Source organism: Cupriavidus sp. GW822-FHT03E04, assembly GCF_058801495.1.
This window is the reverse complement of record NZ_JBXANI010000015.1, coordinates 29,633-42,931: the sequence shown is the minus strand read 5'-3', so window position 1 is coordinate 42,931 and position 13,299 is coordinate 29,633. Positions and strand designations below refer to the sequence as shown.

14 protein-coding genes and 1 pseudogene are annotated in these 13,299 nt (G+C 67.5%); 6 read left to right on the top strand and 9 right to left on the bottom strand.

Going from position 1 to position 13,299, the window contains the following annotated elements; genetic code table 11:
• The first annotated feature begins 60 nt into the window (after positions 1-60).
• Positions 61-1,605 carry a methyl-accepting chemotaxis protein gene (locus AC1RQC_RS22380; RefSeq protein WP_253930815.1) on the top strand — a complete coding sequence of 515 codons (1,545 nt, stop codon included), beginning with the start codon at positions 61-63 and terminating at the stop codon, positions 1,603-1,605.
• Between the two features lie 51 nt (positions 1,606-1,656).
• Here AC1RQC_RS22380 and AC1RQC_RS22375 read toward each other — a convergent pair whose 3' ends face one another.
• The gene (locus AC1RQC_RS22375; RefSeq protein WP_492370856.1) at positions 1,657-2,217 is read right to left on the bottom strand and encodes an NADPH-dependent FMN reductase; all 561 of its coding nucleotides are present in this window, start codon (positions 2,215-2,217) and stop codon (positions 1,657-1,659) included.
• A 197-nt stretch (positions 2,218-2,414) separates the two neighbouring features.
• Between AC1RQC_RS22375 and AC1RQC_RS22370 the strand changes: the two genes are divergently transcribed.
• Positions 2,415-3,590 (top strand): ABC transporter substrate-binding protein, encoded by a 1,176-nt coding sequence (locus AC1RQC_RS22370; protein ID WP_492370857.1) that lies wholly within the window; start codon positions 2,415-2,417, stop codon positions 3,588-3,590.
• Here AC1RQC_RS22370 and AC1RQC_RS22365 read toward each other — a convergent pair.
• From AC1RQC_RS22365 to AC1RQC_RS22330, 8 genes and pseudogenes are all read right to left on the bottom strand, one after another.
• Complete coding sequence (locus tag AC1RQC_RS22365) at positions 3,571-4,170, bottom strand: DUF6869 domain-containing protein (RefSeq protein ID WP_492370858.1); 600 nt, start codon at positions 4,168-4,170, stop codon at positions 3,571-3,573. The two genes, AC1RQC_RS22370 and AC1RQC_RS22365, sit on opposite strands and share 20 nt — an antisense overlap.
• 136 nt (positions 4,171-4,306) lie before the next feature.
• Positions 4,307-5,008 carry an ABC transporter ATP-binding protein gene (locus tag AC1RQC_RS22360; protein ID WP_492807279.1) on the bottom strand — a complete coding sequence of 234 codons (702 nt, stop codon included), beginning with the start codon at positions 5,006-5,008 and terminating at the stop codon, positions 4,307-4,309.
• Positions 5,001-5,084, bottom strand: coding sequence for an ABC transporter ATP-binding protein C-terminal domain-containing protein (locus AC1RQC_RS22355; RefSeq protein WP_416053253.1), 84 nt, complete (start codon positions 5,082-5,084; stop codon positions 5,001-5,003). The genes AC1RQC_RS22360 and AC1RQC_RS22355 overlap by 8 nt, the downstream gene beginning before the upstream one ends.
• A gap of 156 nt (positions 5,085-5,240) precedes the next feature.
• A pseudogene (locus AC1RQC_RS22350) lies at positions 5,241-5,753 on the bottom strand (ABC transporter ATP-binding protein); the annotation flags it as partial.
• Positions 5,750-6,766: a branched-chain amino acid ABC transporter permease gene (locus tag AC1RQC_RS22345; protein WP_492370860.1), complete on the bottom strand. Its 1,017-nt coding sequence runs from the start codon at positions 6,764-6,766 to the stop codon at positions 5,750-5,752. The gene AC1RQC_RS22345 and the pseudogene AC1RQC_RS22350, both read right to left, overlap by 4 nt.
• On the bottom strand, positions 6,763-7,629 hold the full coding sequence (locus AC1RQC_RS22340) for a branched-chain amino acid ABC transporter permease (protein ID WP_492370861.1): 867 nt from the start codon (positions 7,627-7,629) through the stop codon (positions 6,763-6,765). Before AC1RQC_RS22340 ends, AC1RQC_RS22345 begins: the two co-directional genes overlap by 4 nt.
• Before the next feature lie 79 nt (positions 7,630-7,708).
• Positions 7,709-8,899 carry a 4-hydroxybenzoate 3-monooxygenase gene (gene pobA / locus AC1RQC_RS22335; protein WP_492370862.1) on the bottom strand — a complete coding sequence of 397 codons (1,191 nt, stop codon included), beginning with the start codon at positions 8,897-8,899 and terminating at the stop codon, positions 7,709-7,711.
• A 165-nt stretch (positions 8,900-9,064) separates the two neighbouring features.
• Positions 9,065-9,529, bottom strand: coding sequence for a DUF3995 domain-containing protein (locus AC1RQC_RS22330; protein ID WP_492370863.1), 465 nt, complete (start codon positions 9,527-9,529; stop codon positions 9,065-9,067).
• Between the two features lie 140 nt (positions 9,530-9,669).
• Here AC1RQC_RS22330 and AC1RQC_RS22325 point away from each other — a divergent pair, with 140 nt between their 5' ends.
• From AC1RQC_RS22325 to AC1RQC_RS22310, 4 genes are all read left to right on the top strand, one after another.
• On the top strand, positions 9,670-10,605 hold the full coding sequence (locus AC1RQC_RS22325; RefSeq protein ID WP_492807277.1) for an aldo/keto reductase: 936 nt from the start codon (positions 9,670-9,672) through the stop codon (positions 10,603-10,605).
• A 7-nt stretch (positions 10,606-10,612) separates the two neighbouring features.
• The gene (locus AC1RQC_RS22320; protein ID WP_492370865.1) at positions 10,613-11,980 is read left to right on the top strand and encodes an NTP/NDP exchange transporter; all 1,368 of its coding nucleotides are present in this window, start codon (positions 10,613-10,615) and stop codon (positions 11,978-11,980) included.
• Positions 11,981-12,106: 126 nt separating this feature from the next.
• On the top strand, positions 12,107-12,385 hold the full coding sequence (locus AC1RQC_RS22315; RefSeq protein ID WP_492370866.1) for a hypothetical protein: 279 nt from the start codon (positions 12,107-12,109) through the stop codon (positions 12,383-12,385).
• Between the two features lie 124 nt (positions 12,386-12,509).
• On the top strand, positions 12,510-12,881 hold the full coding sequence (locus AC1RQC_RS22310; RefSeq protein ID WP_492370867.1) for a mechanosensitive ion channel protein MscS: 372 nt from the start codon (positions 12,510-12,512) through the stop codon (positions 12,879-12,881).
• Positions 12,882-13,299 lie beyond the last annotated feature (418 nt).

The window sequence follows — 13,299 nt, the reverse complement described above, 5'->3', positions numbered from 1 at the left end:
AATCCAGGTCCTATGGGCCAGCATTTCGCCGCCTTATTATTTCCATTCAGGTAGAAGAAAATGAAGAATCTTGGAATTGGGGTACGCCTTGGCATTGGCTTTGGCGTGGTGCTGCTGCTGTCAACGCTCATGACCGTGTTCAGCATCCTGGGGCTGCAGGACGTGGCCAGCCACACGCACGACATGATGCAGCAGCCGCTGGCCAAGGAGCGCGTCGTCAGCGACTGGTATCGCCTGATGCATACGAGCGTGCGTCGCACCACCGCGGTGGCGCGCAGTGCCGACCCGAGCCTGGGCGCATTCTTCGCCGCCGAGACGAAGGGGTCGGTCGACGCCATCGCGGCGTTGCGCGACAAGATCGAGCCGATGCTGTCCTCCGACGCGGAGAAGGCGGCGTTCAAGACGATCCAGACCGTGCGCAAGCCGTACAACGACTCGCGCGACAAGATCACCAAGCTCAAGGAAGCCGGCCAGACCGACGAAGCCAACCAGGTGCTCGAGAGCGAGTTCGTGCCCGCCGGCAATGCCTACCTTGCCGAGATCCAGAAGCTGCTGGATATCCAGCGCGCCAGCATTGACCAGACCGCATTGGACATCAACGAGATCTACCTCTCCGCACGCAATCGCCTGATCGCGCTTGGCGTGCTGGTGCTGGCCATTGGCGTGGCGTTCTCGGTATGGCTGACCGCCGGCATCACCGCGCCGCTGCATCGCGCCGTGGGCTTCGCGCGCAAGGTGGCGTCTGGCGACCTGACCAGCCACATCCGCTCGGATAGCAAGGACGAGACTGGCCAGCTGCTGCGCGCCCTGGGCGACATGAATGGCAACATCCTGCGCATCGTGACCCAGGTGCGCACCGGCACCGAATCCATTGCGTCCGGCACGAGCCAGATCGCCGCAGGCAACACGGACCTGTCCCAGCGCACGGAAGAACAAGCGTCGTCACTGCAGGAAACGGCCTCCAGCATGGAGGAGCTGACCAGCATCGTCCGCCAGAACGCGGACAACGCCAAGCAGGCGAGCTCGCTCGCCGTCAACGCCTCCGAGATCGCGATCAAGGGCGGTGCGGTGGTTGGCCAGGTGGTCGACACCATGCAGGAGATCAACGGTGCTTCGCGCAAGGTGGTCGACATCATTGCCGTGATCGAGGGCATCGCCTTCCAGACCAACATCCTCGCCCTCAACGCCGCGGTGGAAGCCGCCCGCGCGGGCGAGCAAGGCCGGGGCTTTGCCGTGGTGGCCGGCGAGGTGCGCAGCCTGGCGCAGCGCAGCGCGACCGCCGCCAAGGAGATCAAGTCGCTGATCGGCGACTCGGTCGAGCGCGTGGAAAAGGGCTCGCAGCTGGTCACCAAGGCCGGCCAGACCATGGATGAGATCGTGGGCGCGGTAAAACGCGTGACCGACATCATGGGCGAGATCAGCGCCGCCTCGGCCGAGCAGAGCGCCGGCATCGAGCAGGTCAACCAGGCCGTCACCCAGATGGACACGGTGACGCAGCAGAACGCCGCGCTGGTGGAGCAAGCCGCGGCCGCAGCGGGATCGCTGGAAGAGCAGGCCCAGCGCCTGAAGGAAGCGGTATCCACGTTCCGCCTCGTGGCTGCCTGAACCGCCCGCCCCTCCTGGTCCTCCTATGGCGCGCCGCGAGCCGCTTGCCGGTCACGCCAGCGGAAAGGTGGCAACTGCCGTCGTCTTGTGAAGGACGACGGCATCGTACAGCGCCACCAGCGCTTCTTGAATGGCAGCGGCAATGGCCGGCGTCGATACCATGCCATCCTCATCCAGCCTGGCGCCCAGCAATGGCACGGTGATCGACGCCGGCTCGATAATGACGGCGGCCATCGTCTTCAAGGTCTCGCGCAGTGCCGCATCGGCATGGTGCGCGCGCGGCGATGCATTGAGCACGGCGACCGGCTTGAAGGCGAACGGCTCGTAACCCACCAGCCAGTCCAGTGCATTCTTGATCGTGCCGGTCACGCCGTGCGCGTACTCGGGGCTAGCGATCAGCAGCGCGTCCGCCTGCGCCACCTCGGCAAACAAGCGTGTCACGCTGGCATGCGGACAAGCCTCGTCGTCCGGGTTGAACAGCGGCAACGCCCCAAGACCGCTGAACACTGCAACCGACACATTCGCTGGCGCCAGCCGCGCGGCCGCGCGCAGCAGCGCGGAATTGATGGACACAGCCCGCAGGCTGCCGGATAGCGCAAGTACTTTCATCATTCCCGATTTGCACCGCATGGGTGGTGTCTGAGCCAGCGCGCATTCTATGCCGAATGCGCCTGGCTGCCCGCAGCCCTTTGCGCAAGCCCCGATTGCACCAAACCGCCCCGCCCCCTAAACTCCTGTGCCAGTGCCCCGCGCCAGCACCCGCCCGGCCCCTTTGCGGGACCAGAGCGCACTCGACCAGGAGACCATCGATGACCTTTGCCCCCTTGCTGCGTGCCCTCGCGGCTTGCAGCGTGCTTGCCATGGCGCCAACGCTTGCCCACGCCGCCGATCCCGTCAGGATCGGGCTGATCGCGCCCTTCTCGGGCAGCTTTGCCGACTATGGCAAGCAGATGGAAGGCGGCATCAAGGCGTTCCAGAAGCTCAATGGCGATACCGTGGCGGGGCGCAAGGTGCAGATCATCAGCAAGGACACCACGGGCCCGGCCCCGGATGTGGCCAAGCGGCTGGCACAGGAGCTGGTGGTGCGCGACAAGGTCGACGTGCTGGCCGGCTTCGGCCTCACGCCCGAGGCCCTGGCAGTGGCGCCGATTGCAGAGCAAGCCAGAAAGCCGATGGTGATCTTCAACGCGGCGTCGTCCTCGATCACCACCAAATCCGCGTATATCGCGCGGGTGTCGATGACCTTGCCGCAGATCTCGGCGCCGATGGCCACCTGGGCCATCAAGAACAAAGTGCGCAAGGTAGTGACGCTGGTGGCGGACTACGCGCCGGGGATCGACGCGGAGACCGCGTTCAAGACCAATTTCATCGGCGGCGGCGGACAGGTGGTCGAATCGATCCGGGTGCCGCTGCGCAACCCGGAGTTCGCGCCGTTCATCCAGCGCATCAAGGATGCCAAGCCGGAGGCGGTGTTTCTGTTCCTGCCCGCCGGCGAGCAAGGCGTGGCGTTCATGAAGGGCTTTCGCGAGCGCGGCCTGGCCGAGGCCGGCATCCGCGTGATCGCCACCGGCGACCTGACCGACGACCATGTGCTGCCGGCCATGGGCGACGCCACGCTGGGCGTGATCACGTCGTTCCATTACTCGATGGCGCACGATTCGCCCGAGAACAAGGCCTTCTTGAAAGCCTTTGCCGAAGCCAATCCCGGCGCCGGCCGGCCTAACTTCATGGCCGTGGCCGCCTATGACGGCATGCGCGCAATCTACGACGCGCTGAAGAAGACCGGCGGCGCGACCGACGGCGACAAGTTCGTCGCGGCGCTCAAGGGCATGAAGATCGTCAGCCCGCGCGGCCCGATCATGATCGACCCGGACACCCGCGATGTAGTCCAGACCGTCTATATCCGGCGTGTGGAGAAGGTTGGCGGCGAGCTCTACAACGTGGAGTTCGACAAGTTCGACAACGTCAAGGATCCGGGGAAGTAGGCCAGGCGGCGTGATGCGGCGAGTCTGCGTGCATCGCGCCTTCACGCTGCCGGAACTGCGATGGCGATGGCACGACACGGGCGGGCTGTCTGTGGGTCTCGCGGGACACGCCTGCCTCGCCATCGGGCTGCGCCGCTGCGCCCTGCACATCCCAGCCACGCTGCTCGTAGCATATCCACATCGCACGCTGCGGCACTTCGTTGAAATTGCTGTCGCTGGCGGCCAGCACCCGCGCCCAGACCTCGGGCGTGGAACTGCGCCAGACGCCGCACAGCAGGCGGCGAAAGCGCGGGGCGCGCGCGGCCTCCTGCTCGATGCGGCCGATGAAGGCCGGGCCGTGGTATTCGATCAGGTCTTCGAGCTCGCCTGCAGCGAGCGCGGCAAGGACACGGGGACTATCGGTGCGGGCCAGGACTTCCTGCACCAGCCGCCATAACCCTTCGGGGTCGTTGACGCCGAGCCAGTCGCAAGCCTGCCAGACCCAGAACGAGCGCACCTCGTGCCGGCCAATGGCCGGGTCGTAGCGGCTGTAACGCTGGATATAGGCGTTGACGAGCCGATTCTGCTCATGGGTTTCCATAGTTCCCCGTGACTACCCGCCTGCGAAAAATGGGCACTGCCGCTGGCCGAAGGCGGTGTTGCCGTCAACGGCCGCTGACGGCCACCAACGCTCGCCGCCTATCGCTTGCCGCCGGTTGACCATACCGGGGTTGGGCTCAGGCAACCGTCAGCAACCTGTCCAGATTGCCCTTGTCCGCCAGCAGCTCCGCGCTGGTCGACTCAAACACTACCTTGCCGCGATCGAGCACCATCGCGCGCCGCGTCATGCCAAGCGCCAGGCGAGCGTGCTGCTCCACCACGATCACAGCCATGCCGCCTTCCTCGATCAAGCGGCGGATCACATGCTGCAATTCCTGAACAATGATAGGCGCCAATCCCTCCATCGGCTCGTCGAGTAATAGCAGGGCCGGGTTTACCATGAGCGCCCGGCCAATTGCCAGCATCTGCTGCTCTCCCCCCGACAACTGGTTGCCCAGGTTTGCGCGCCGTTCCTGCAGCCGGGGAAAGACTTCGTAGACCCGAGCGACATTCCAGTGGCCCGGACGTGCCACCGCCGTCAGGTGTTCCTCCACGGTCAGGGACGGGAACATGCAGCGCTCCTGCGGCACCCATCCCAGGCCGGCGGCGGCGCGCTGATGCGCCGCCAGCCGCGCCAGGTCGCGCCCGCGCCAAGACAGGCTGCCGCGCCGCTGCCGGGTCAGGCCCATCAACGTCATCAGCAGCGTGCTCTTGCCCACCCCGTTGCGGCCCAGCAAGGCCAGGCTCTCGCCGGCATCCATCGCCAGGTCGATGCCGTCGAGCACGACGGCGTCGCCATAGCCCGCACTCAGCCCCTGCACCCGCAGCAGTTCAGTCATGGGCGGCCTCCCCGAGGTATACCTCCCTGACGCGGGGATCGGCGCCGATCTCGGCCGGCGTGCCCTCGGTCAGCACGCGGCCACCCACCAGCACCGTAATGCGCTCGGCAAAGCGAAATACCAGGTCCATGTCGTGCTCGATAAACAGGATGGTGATGTCGCGCGGCAAGCCGGCGATCACGCCGAACAGCTCTGCGCTCTCCCCGGCCGGGATGCCCGCCGCGGGTTCGTCCAGCAGCAGGATGGCGGGCCGGGTGGCCAGCGCCAGCGCGATTTCCACCAGACGCTGCTTGCCGTATGGCAGGCTGCGCGTCTCGGTATCGGCCTCGGCGTGCAGGCGCAGGCTGGCCAGCACCGCCATGGCCTCGTCGGCCAGTGCCCGCTGCGAAGCCACGGTGCGATGCCAGATCCGGGTGGCACCGCTGCGCTCGGCCACCGCCAGCACCACGGATTCGAGCACCGTCAGGCCGGGGAACAAGGTGTTGATCTGGAAGGTCCGGGTCATGCCGCGCCGCACCCGTGCGTGCTGGGGCAATTGCGTGATATCTTCGTCGCCCAGCCAGATCCTCCCGCTGCTGGCCGGCAAGGCCCCGGTAAGCAGGTTGATGAAGGTGGTCTTGCCCGCGCCGTTAGGCCCGATCAGCGCATGGCGGGCGCCCGGCGGAAACTGCAGGGAGATATCGCTGTTGGCGGCAAACCCGCCCCAGGACCTGGACAATCCCTCGGTACGCAGCAACCTGGTCATGGCCGCCCTCCTCCCGGCTTGCGGCGCATGGCACGGCGCAAGGCATCCAGCGCGCCCATCAGCCCGCCACGCGCAAACAGCACGATCACCACCAGCAGCAGGCCAATCCAGAACTGCCAGTACACCGGGTTGATGCCCGCCAGCACATCTTGCGCGACCATGAACACGGCCGCCCCGAGCAGTGCGCCGTACAGGCGGCCCGCGCCACCCAGCACCAGCATCACCAGCAGTTCCGCCGAACGCGGGAAGCCAAGCACGTCCATGCCGACGAACTGCGTCGTCTGCGCCAGCAGCCCACCGGCCACGCCGGCCAGCGCCGCCGCCACGGCGAACACCGCGCCCAGGCGGCGCGGCACGTCGACACCCAGCGCCGGCATGCGGCGCACGCCTTCGCGCATGCCGCGCAGCGACAGCCCGAAGGGCGAAGCCACCAGCCTGCGCACCAGCACGAACAACAGGAACGTCACCACCAGGCTGTAAAGGTAGGCGGTCTTGCCAAACAGGTCGAACTCGAACAGCCCGAGCAACGGCGCCATGGTGACGCCCGACAGGCCATCCACGCCGCCGGTCAGGAAGGCCGCCTTGTTGGCCGCCTCGAACAGCATCAGCCCGATGCCCAGCGTGACCATGAGCCGGGTCAGGTCGCCGCCGCGCACCACCAGGAAACTCGCCAGCCAACCCGCCAGGCCAGCCACCGCGCCGGCCGCGAGCAGGCCCGAGACCGGCTCGCCCCAGCCATGCGCGGCCAGCAGCCCGGCGGTGTAGGCGCCCAGGCCGAAGAAGGCCGCATGTCCCAGCGAGACGATCCCGGCGTAGCCCAGCAGCAAATCCAACGACAGCGCGAAGAGCCCGGTGATCAGCACCTGGCTGCCAAGGATCAGGTAGCCGGGCAAGAGGAAGAACACTGCCACCGGCACCAGCCAGAACACGATCTCGCCAACGCGCCAGCGCCCGTCGGGCAGATGGGTACGCCGCTCGATCGCGCGATTCGGCAGCTCGTCAACAGCGCTCATGCCCGCCTCCCGTAAAGGCCGGCTGGGAACAGCACCAGCAGCAGCACCATCAGCGCGTAGATGACAAAGGCGCCTACCGCCGGCACGTAATACTTGCCGGCCACATCGGCCACGCCAAGCAGCAGCGCCGCCACCAGCGGGCCGCGGATGGTGCCCGCGCCGCCCACCGCCACCACCAGCAGGAAATACACCATGTACTTGAGCGGGAACGACGGATCGAGCCCCAGCACGTCGATGCCCAGCCCGCCGCCCAGCCCGGCCAGCCCGGACCCAAGCGCGAAGGTCAGGCTGAATACCCGCTCCACGTTGATGCCCAGGCCGCGCGCCGCTTGCTGGTTGTCCACCGCCGCGCGCACCTGCGCGCCAAAGCGCGTGCGCGCCACCAGCCAGCCCAGCGCCGCGGTGATGACCACCACCACGCCGATCAGGAACAAGCGATAGGCGCCAAGGTCCAGGCCCGCCACGTGCACCTGGCCGAGCAGGAAGTCGGGCAGCGCCACCGGCTGCTGGCCCGGCCCGAACACGTAGGTGGCCCCCGCGATCGCCATGAAGGTCAGCCCGATCGAGAACAGCACCTGGTCGAGATGGCTGGCGCGGTACAGCCGCCGGTACAGGGTGCGCTCCAGCACCCAGCCCACCACCGCGGCCCCCACGAAGGCTAGCGGCAGCGTCGCCAGGAAGGGCACGCCGGCCCGGGTCATCAGGACCACCGCCACGTAGCCGCCGAACATGGCGAACGCGCCGTGGGCCAGGTTGACGAAATTCATCAGGCCCATGGTCACCGACAGCCCTACGCTGATCAGGAACAGCAGGCAGCCATAGGCCAGCCCGTCGAACAGCACGCCGAGAAAACTGGCGATCATCGTCGGCCCTCCCCCGGCCACGGTGGCGCGCAACCAAGCTTTGTCATGACATCTCCTGTATGGCGATCGGGACGGGCACTCAATCGCCCTCGAAGGTGGTGAATGGCAGCCCGACATAGTTTTCCGCGAGAGCCGCGGCGGCGGCGGGCGAAGCGGCAACGTATTCCAGCTCGGCTTGCTGCAGCCGCGCCATGAAGGGGGTCTGGTCGGCAAAGCGATGCAGCAACGCGGTCATCCACCAGGAAAAATGCTCGGCACGCCAGACCCGCCGCAGGCACGTGGCGGAGTATGCCGCCAGCAGGTCGTCGCGGCGCTCGCCATAGTGCGCGGCCAACGCGCGCGCCAGCGTGCGCACGTCGGCCACGGCCAGGTTCATGCCCTTGGCGCCGGTGGGCGGCACGATATGAGCGGCATCGCCGGCCAGGAACAGCCGGCCGTATTGCATGGGCTCCACCACGTGGCTGCGCATGGGCGTTACGCCCTTCTGCAGCACGGGGCCCTCGTTGAGCCGCCAGCCGTCGCCGGTCTCCAGGCGGGCGTGCAGTTCCTGCCAGATCCGCGCGTCGGGCCACTGGGCGAGATCCTCGTCGGGCCGGCATTGCAGGTAGAGCCGCGTGATCTGCGGCGAGCGCATCGAAAACAGCGCGAAGCCGCGCGCATGGCTGGCGTAGATCAGTTCCTGCGCGGCGGGCGCGGCCTCGGCCAGGATGCCCAGCCACGCAAACGGATAGCGCCGCTCGAACACCTGCAGCGCAGCCGGCGGAATTGCCTCGCGCGAGACCCCATGAAAGCCATCGCAGCCGGCGATGAAATCGCAATGCAGCGTGTGGCGCTTGCCGCCGTGGGTGAACGTGACGCTGGGCTTGCTGCTGTCAACGCCATGCAGGGCCACGCCGCTGGCCTCGAACAAGATGGGCGCGCCATCCGCCAAGCGCGCGGCGATCAGGTCCTTGACCACTTCGTGCTGGCCATACACGGTAATGGCGCGGCCGCCGGTTGGCCCGGACAGGTCGATGTGGTGCCGGACCCCGTCGAACAACAGGTCGATGCCATGGTGGCGCAGGCCCTGGCGCTGCAGGCGCTCGCCCACGCCGGATGCCACCAGCAGGTCGACGGTCCCCTGCTCCAGCACGCCCGCCCGGATGCGTCCTTCCACATGCTGGCGGCTGCGGTCCTCGATGACCACGGCATCGACACCGGCGCGGCGCAGCAGATGGCCCAGCAGCAGGCCTGCCGGCCCGGCGCCGATGATCGCGACCTGGGTGCGCATCGTGGTCTCCCGTCCCCCGTTTTTCGTTGCCTGCGTGGCCCGCCGGATGGGCCGTGGCGGCAGCGCCCGGCCTCTGGTGCTGGGCATTGTCAGACGCGCCACTTCATTTTGCAATCGGGGGTTCTTGCGATACGGCGCAGGCGGCTGCCAGGAATGCGGCGACGCTCAGGGCGGGAGGATCGCCACGTACGCCAGGCCAGCGGACAGCGTCAGGCACAGGGGAGAATAGACCCGCGTATCCAGCCAGGCAAACGAAGAGCCGGTGATGCGCTTGAAGAAGCCAACCAGCCGAAAATCGCCCACTGCCCTGGCCAGCATGGCCAGCGCGACCAGGCCGATGGCCCATTGCAGGACCGGCCCGGTGCAAGGCGCCGTGGCCAGCCCGGCGCGCGCGCCCACCATCAGGGCCACCACCGCCAGGCCGACGGCAACCAGCAGCGTGCCCGTGCGCGAGGGCGTGAAGGCGGGCACCATCGCGCTCGCCGTTGCCGGTGGCGCAATGTCGCCGGCGGCTACCTTGCGCGGCACACGGGGAACAGCGGCATCCTTTGCCAGGCGCCCGCCCAGCGCCCAGTAGACATGCACACCGGCAAGCAAGAAGTAGGTGCAGGCGACCAGCAGAGCGACCATGGCGGCAGGTTTCCTATCTGTGAGAATATGATCCGGATCGAGGCAACAGCTTAAGCTAGCCGGGCCGCTGCGCGGCGCGCAGTGACTAAATGCCGCAGCCCCGGCCGCCAGGTTCCGGGCCCACCAGCAAGGAGATCGTCATGTCATCCGATAGACGCAGTTTTCTTGGCCACGGCGCGCGCCTTGCCGCCGCACTTAGCCTGTCCTGCGGCGCCTGGCCCGCCAGCACGCTCGCGGCGCCGCCCGCTGCCGGGCCATTGCGCCGGGCACTGCCCGGCGGCCACGAAACCCTGCCGGTGATCGGCATGGGCACGGCCAATACCTTCAACGTGGGAACCGAACGCGCCGAACGCGCCCCGCTGGCCGAGGTCCTGGCCTTGCTGCTGCAAACGTCCGGCCCGGTGATCGACACCGCGCCCAGCTATGGCAGCGCGCAAGGCGTCACCGGCGAGCTGCTGCGCGACGCCAATGCCCGCAGCAAAGTCTTCCTGGCCACCAAGATATCCAGCCCGGCCGGCGGCGCGGCGCAGGCGCAATGGACACAGTCGCTGCGCGACCTGCATAGCGATACCGTGGATCTGCTACAGGTCCACAACCTGATCGACTGGCGCGACAACCTGCGCTTTGCGCGCCAACTGAAGGATCAGGGCAAGACGCGCTATGTCGGCATCACCCACTACCGCGAGGACGCGCATGAGGCGCTGGCGCAGATCGTGCGCAGCGAACGCCTGGATTTTGTGCAGCTGAACTATTCCCTGGCCGAGCGCAATGCCGAACGCGCGCTGCTGCCGCTGTGCCAGGAGCGCGGCGTGGCCGTGCTGGTCAATCGCCCGTTCCAGGACGGGCGCCTGTTCCGCGCAGTCAAGGACCGGCCGCTGCCGCCCTGGGCCGGCGAGATCGACTGCGCGTCCTGGGGCCAGATCTTCCTGAAATTCATTGTCAGCCACCCCGCGGTGACGGCAGCGATCCCAGCCACCTCCAAGCCCCGCAACATGCAGGACAACCTTGGCGCGGGCCTTGGCCGCATGCCCGATGCGCGCCAGCGCGAGCGCATTGCCGCGCTGCTGGCCGCCTGAACCCATCATGGCAGACCCCATAAACTCCGCGGACCCCAGGCAGGCCACCCGGCACGGGCTTGGCATCCAGCCCGGTGAAGGCAACGCCGTCGCGGCTGGCTTTCTGTTCTTCTTCTGCCTGTTCGCCAGCTACTTCATGCTGCGCCCGGTGCGAGAGACCATGGGCATTGCCGGCGGCGTGCAAAACCTGCAATGGCTGTTCACCGCCACCTTCGTGGTCATGCTGGTGGCCATTCCCTTCTATGGCTTGTGCAGCGCGCGGCTGCCCCGCCGGCGTTTCGTGCCCTGGGTCTATGCGTTCTTTATTGCCAACCTGCTGGGTTTTGCCGTGGCCACGCGTGGCGCGCCGGACAACATCTGGCTGGCGCGCGTGTTTTACGTCTGGCTATCGGTGTTCAACCTGTTCGTGGTGTCGGTGGCGTGGAGCCTGATGGCGGACGTGTTCCGCCCCGGCCAGGCGCGCCGGCTGTTCGGCCTGCTGGCCGCCGGCGCCAGCGCGGGCGGCCTGGCTGGCCCGCTGCTGGGCGGCTGGCTGGTGACGCGCATCGGCCTGACCGGGCTGATGGTGCTGTCGGCCGCGCTGCTCGCGGCCACGCTGCCCGGCGTGGGCTACCTGTTCGGCTGGCGCAAGCGCGCCGGCGCGGGCGTGCCGGTGACGGACGATCCGGTGCCGGCGCAAGACCCGGCCCGACCCATCGGAGGCGGGCTCTGGGCAGGGCTGACGCTGGTGGCGCGGTCCCGTTACCTGCTTGGCATCAGTCTGTTCGTGATCCTGCTGGCCACGGCCAGTACTTTCCTCTACTTCGAGCAGGCCAGGCTGATGGCGCAGACCTTTCCCAGCCGCACGCAGCAGACGCAGGTGTTCAGCGCCATCGATGCCATCGTGCAGGCGCTGACCATCCTGGTGCAGGTGCTCCTGTCGGGGCGCATCGCCAGGCGCTATGGCGTGACCTCCCTGCTCACGGCGGTGCCGCTGGCGGTGGCGGCTGGCTTCCTGGTGCTGGCGCTGTGGCCCACCTTCGGCGTGCTGGCCGGGGTGATGATCCTGCGCCGCGTGGGGGAATACGCCTTGCTGCGCCCGGGGCGGGAGATGCTGTTTACCGTGGTGGATGCCGAGACCAAGTACAAGGCGAAGAATGTGATCGACACCGCCGTCTATCGCGCCGGCGATGCCGTGAGTGCCTGGTTCAAGACCGCCATCGATGCGCTTTCCGGCCACCCGGCCGTGGTGGCGTTCACCGGCGCCGCGCTGGCGCTGGGATGGGCGTGGCTGGGATGGTGGCTTGGCCGGCAGCATGAAGGCCAGGCCGGGAACGCGCCGGCGGCGGCCCGCGTCGGGATGACGCCGGTGCCGCGTGATGGCAGCGGCGCTTAAGTAGCGCTAGTTGATGCAGGGAGCTACAAACACGATACGCGAATCAGGCTTTGTCCTACACCGCATCCACCGTCACAGTGCGGATAATTGTGACTGTTGTGACGGATTATTTTTTGAGGAGTACTGATGAAACCCGGAATTCCAAGCCTCAAGGCAGTCGCGCTGGCAGCCGCCCTTGCCCTGGGCGGCATCGCCCACGCCCAGCTTGCACCGCCCCAGCCGCAGCAGCCACAGGGCGAGCGGGCCACGGCAACGCCCATGCCGGCCCAGCCTGCGCGCCACAAGAAGCATAAGCACAAGCACCATCACAAGAAGGCGCCGCCGCCGGCCGCCCCGGGCGCAGACGCCGCGCCGCCGCCTCCGGCCCCGCAATCGCCCCCGCCGCCGCCGCGTCCCGCCCCCTGATCGGCGTGATCACGGTGGTATTGGCGTTACATCTGCTAACCGCGCCAATCTATTCCGCAGACGCCTGCCCCTTAAGATGACGTCATGGTCAGCCGCCCCCGCTGGCCGTCTCAAGGAGTCAGTCATGCGCAACACCCATCGTGCCACCCGCGCCATCGGCGCGGGCCTCATCGCCGCCGCGCTGCTGGCCGCAGGACCTGCCTCTGCACGCGACCGCTACCACGATGGCGGCTACCACGGCGGTGGCGGTTCCGCCGGCGCAGTAGCACTGGCCATCGGCGCCTTGGTCGGGCTGGCAGTCGTCGGTACCGCCGTGGCCAGCCAGCCGGTCGTGGTAGCCGCGCCGCCCCAGCCGGCATATGGCCCCCCGCCGGGATACTGCTATCGGGATTACGATCGCGCGTACGTGCCATGCGCGCCGCAGCCGGCGCCCTATTACTATCAGCAGGCGCCGCAGCCGCAATACCAGGGGTACCAGGGGTATCAAGGGTACTGAGCGCGGTTACCCCCAAGCACCGCACCAATCCCCCATCGTCACCATCTCCCGGATCGCCTGCCCGGTGCGTAGCCGGCCGAAGCCATCATTGATGCCTTCGAGCCCGAGCGTGCCGGTCAGCATACGGTCCACCGGCAGCTTGCCCTGGCGGCATGGCGCGATCTACGCGCGAGGCGCCCGCCGTCAGCGCGCCCAGCACGGCCCGCTTCATCGGCAGCTCGCACAGTACCACCGGGACCAGGGCCACAGGGCCCCTTGGCAAAGCATCGAATTTTCATTCAATGAAAATCTATAGCCTTTGTTTGACCTGCAAACCGGCTAATGCATAAGATCACCAAAAAGAAATTTCATTAAACGAAATGCTGTGGCGCACCCGCGCACACGGCAAAACCACCGGGCACTGCCGTCACGGCAGCGC

Excerpts from the sequence above, each read along its gene's own strand:
- AC1RQC_RS22315 (WP_492370866.1), top strand. The coding sequence starts at position 12,107 with ATGAAACCCGGAATTCCAAGCCTCAAGGCAGTCGCGCTGGCAGCCGCC.
- AC1RQC_RS22340 (WP_492370861.1), bottom strand. The coding sequence starts at position 7,629 with ATGATCGCCAGTTTTCTCGGCGTGCTGTTCGACGGGCTGGCCTATGGC.
- AC1RQC_RS22320 (WP_492370865.1), top strand. The coding sequence starts at position 10,613 with ATGGCAGACCCCATAAACTCCGCGGACCCCAGGCAGGCCACCCGGCAC.
- AC1RQC_RS22375 (WP_492370856.1), bottom strand. The coding sequence starts at position 2,217 with ATGATGAAAGTACTTGCGCTATCCGGCAGCCTGCGGGCTGTGTCCATC.
- AC1RQC_RS22365 (WP_492370858.1), bottom strand. The coding sequence starts at position 4,170 with ATGGAAACCCATGAGCAGAATCGGCTCGTCAACGCCTATATCCAGCGT.
- AC1RQC_RS22370 (WP_492370857.1), top strand. The coding sequence starts at position 2,415 with ATGACCTTTGCCCCCTTGCTGCGTGCCCTCGCGGCTTGCAGCGTGCTT.
- AC1RQC_RS22360 (WP_492807279.1), bottom strand. The coding sequence starts at position 5,008 with ATGACTGAACTGCTGCGGGTGCAGGGGCTGAGTGCGGGCTATGGCGAC.
- AC1RQC_RS22310 (WP_492370867.1), top strand. The coding sequence starts at position 12,510 with ATGCGCAACACCCATCGTGCCACCCGCGCCATCGGCGCGGGCCTCATC.
- AC1RQC_RS22345 (WP_492370860.1), bottom strand. The coding sequence starts at position 6,766 with ATGAGCGCTGTTGACGAGCTGCCGAATCGCGCGATCGAGCGGCGTACC.
- pobA (WP_492370862.1), bottom strand. The coding sequence starts at position 8,899 with ATGCGCACCCAGGTCGCGATCATCGGCGCCGGGCCGGCAGGCCTGCTG.
- AC1RQC_RS22330 (WP_492370863.1), bottom strand. The coding sequence starts at position 9,529 with ATGGTCGCTCTGCTGGTCGCCTGCACCTACTTCTTGCTTGCCGGTGTG.
- AC1RQC_RS22380 (WP_253930815.1), top strand. The coding sequence starts at position 61 with ATGAAGAATCTTGGAATTGGGGTACGCCTTGGCATTGGCTTTGGCGTG.
- AC1RQC_RS22325 (WP_492807277.1), top strand. The coding sequence starts at position 9,670 with ATGTCATCCGATAGACGCAGTTTTCTTGGCCACGGCGCGCGCCTTGCC.